This window comes from Rhodococcus sp. CX (genome assembly GCF_015865005.1).
Classification (GTDB): Bacteria; Actinomycetota; Actinomycetes; order Mycobacteriales; family Mycobacteriaceae; genus Rhodococcus.
The window spans coordinates 27,237-29,782 of record NZ_JADZGH010000023.1; the positions used below are offsets into that span (position 1 = coordinate 27,237).

Consider the following 2,546-nt stretch of genomic DNA (forward strand, 5'->3'; position numbering starts at 1 on the left):
CACCTTCTTGCTCGGATGGGAAGTTCAGCGGCAGCCGACGGACGTGTGCAGCCTCAGCGGACGGCTGCCAGGGTTCCGCCGTCGACCAGTAGGTCGGTACCGGTGATGAACGAGGCGCGTTCGGACGCCAGGAACTCGATCGCGTCTGCAGTCTCGACCATCGTGCCCTCGCGCTGCAGTGGGGTGCTTCGAAGCAGCTCGCGCTTGAGTTCTCCACTCTGGCCCGAGAATTCGCGTGCACCCATCGGGGTGGCGATGAGCCCAGGCGACATCGACACGATCCGTGCACCCCTCGCACCCCACTCACTCGCGCGGCGCCTGCACATGCGGTTGACCGAGAACTTCGACAGCCGGTAAGCCAGCACCGACTCCTGCTCCGGCACGAGGGCCTCAAGCCGCTCGAAGAAGTCCGGCGCGAGCGGGTCGTCCAGGACCGAGATGATCTCGTCAGACGGCGGATCGGACCGATGAGCGGCAAGCGAGGACACGAAGATCGCCGCGGTGCCCTGCGTCGCCAGGCCGAGACACATGCGTTCGATGTGTGTCACGCCGATAAGATTCGCCGTCAGCACCGTCCGCCAGTCACCCGTGGCCGGCGACAGTGCCGCCACGTGCGCGAGTGTGCGCAACTGCCCACGCTCGGCCACGAATCTGCCGAGATCAGCGACGGATTCAGGATCAGTGATGTCGCACTGCGTCACCGTCGCATCGATACCGTCCTCACGGAGAAGCTCCTCCCGCTTCGGATTCTTGTCCGCCGTGAGGCTCGCAAGGATGATCCGGTGCGATTGGCCCAGGCGGCGTGCAGTCGACATACCCATGCCACCGCCGCCGATCACCAGGGCGATCGGCAAATCGCTGCGATCGTTGACTCCAGTTCTCATAATTTCTCCATCCGCTCACTGATCTCGCTCAGCCGACTACCCGACAAGTTCGGGGGTTCGCACAACGAACTCGGCGGACCCGAGGACGACTGCCACGCCGTCGCGCTTCCGCAGAGCGATTTCCAACTCCACGAGTTCCTCGCCGTCCCGCTCGAAGAACCGCACGACCACACCTGAGGCAATCAGCTCGTCACCGCGATACACGAGTCCGGTGAAGCGCGTCCTGAATCGCCGGACCGTGTCCTCTCCGAGGTGCTCCGTGCAATAACCCGCCAGCCATCCCGCGCCCAGCATCCCGACACTGAAGGCAGCGGGGAACCCGGCGGACCGTGCGAGCTCGTCGTCGTGGTGCATCGGGTTCATGTCGCCGCTCGCACCTTGATAGCGCACGATGTCCGTCATCGTGACAGGACCGAACACCCGCTCCGGAAGCTGCTGTCCCACAGCCAACTCCGTCATGGCTTCTCCTTCAGCACATATGCGGACGTGTACCAGCACTCGGCGCGAACCTTGTCGTCGTCGCCGGCGAAGGACACCACGAAACGGACGATCACCATGGGACCGCTCCGACCCTGCTTGATCCGAACATCATGGAGTCGCTCGGACACGTACAACGTGTCGCCTGCTCGCGGCGGCGGGCCATGGAAGACGTACTCCTGCTCGAGCGACAGCAGACTCGTGATATCGAACGGGACACCCGCAGTCGCACACGCGTCCGCAACCTCAGGTGAACGGACTGTGTCGCCGATCTCCACCCAGTAGACAACGGTGGCCAGGAAGGTCGGTGGAATCGGACTCATCGGGTCGTCCAGGTAGGCGGGCCGGGCCGCGCCGGTCGCCCTGGCGTACTCCCGGACCTTGCCCCACTCGACTGGAAACTTCACCATGCGTATCTCTCACTCCACGATTCATTCTGCGGTGCGCCCGGAAGCCGGCTGTGCGTCATCCCCGGCCACCGAGTGGTGCAGTGCCGCGTGCATCACACCTTGACACGACACACACCTAGTGCAATTAGTTATCTATGTCTCCAGCGCGCTCATAGCTGATACCTTTCGCGAAAAATCCCGATGTGCACCGCGATCGACGCAACCGAAGGGCACCTTCGGCTGGCGGTCCGACGAACGAACACGGCTGGCGCGCCTACTCCGTGGACGCCCGTGGCCATGGTGACAGCGAATGGGCCGTCGACGGCGACTACACCGCCGAGGCACACGCCCGAGACCTCGTTTCTCTGATCGGCACGCTCGGCGAGGCACCCGTCCTTGTGGGCGCCTCTAACGGAGGGGCCGCCGCACTCATCGCTCAGGCCGACAATCCCGGCTTGAGCCGTGCTCTCGTACTGGTCGACGTCGTCCCGCGAGCAGAGATGGAAGGCCTGGAGAAGGTCACCGCGTTCCTCGAACGCGGGCTCGCCGGCTTCGACACGCTCGACGACGCCCTCGCCGCCGTCGCGGCCTACAACCCGTATCGCCATCGACCGCCACGCGCCGAAAGTCTGCTCAAGAACCTGCGTGAGCGTGACGGTCGTTGGTACTGGCACTGGGATCCTCAACTGATCTCCGATCGCGAGAAGACCCTGGCGCTGGCGCCGGCGAGGGAAGCGCGGGCCCGGGCCGCGGCTCGAACCATCACGATTCCAACGCTATTGATCCGCGGCGCGCA

Annotated in this window: 4 protein-coding genes; 1 reads left to right on the forward strand and 3 read right to left on the reverse strand. The window is 64.7% G+C overall.

Going from position 1 to position 2,546, the window contains the following annotated elements; all coding sequences use genetic code 11:
• Positions 1–53: 53 nt before the first annotated feature.
• From I0Q12_RS02160 to I0Q12_RS02170, 3 genes are read right to left on the reverse strand one after another with little or no spacing between them, the layout of a single operon-like run.
• Positions 54–884, reverse strand: a complete 831-nt coding sequence (locus tag I0Q12_RS02160) for an SDR family oxidoreductase (RefSeq protein WP_197250384.1) — start codon at positions 882–884, stop codon at positions 54–56.
• Positions 885–920: 36 nt separating this feature from the next.
• A complete protein-coding gene (locus I0Q12_RS02165) occupies positions 921–1,343 on the reverse strand; it encodes a MaoC/PaaZ C-terminal domain-containing protein (protein WP_197250385.1) in 423 nt (140 codons plus the stop codon).
• Entirely contained in the window at positions 1,340–1,771 is a 432-nt protein-coding gene (locus I0Q12_RS02170) for a MaoC family dehydratase N-terminal domain-containing protein (protein ID WP_197250386.1), read from the reverse strand. The genes I0Q12_RS02165 and I0Q12_RS02170 overlap by 4 nt, the downstream gene beginning before the upstream one ends.
• A gap of 260 nt (positions 1,772–2,031) precedes the next feature.
• Between I0Q12_RS02170 and I0Q12_RS02175 the strand changes: the two genes are divergently transcribed.
• The coding region (locus I0Q12_RS02175) for an alpha/beta fold hydrolase (RefSeq protein ID WP_374068514.1) at positions 2,032–2,546 on the forward strand (515 nt) is incomplete at its 3' end.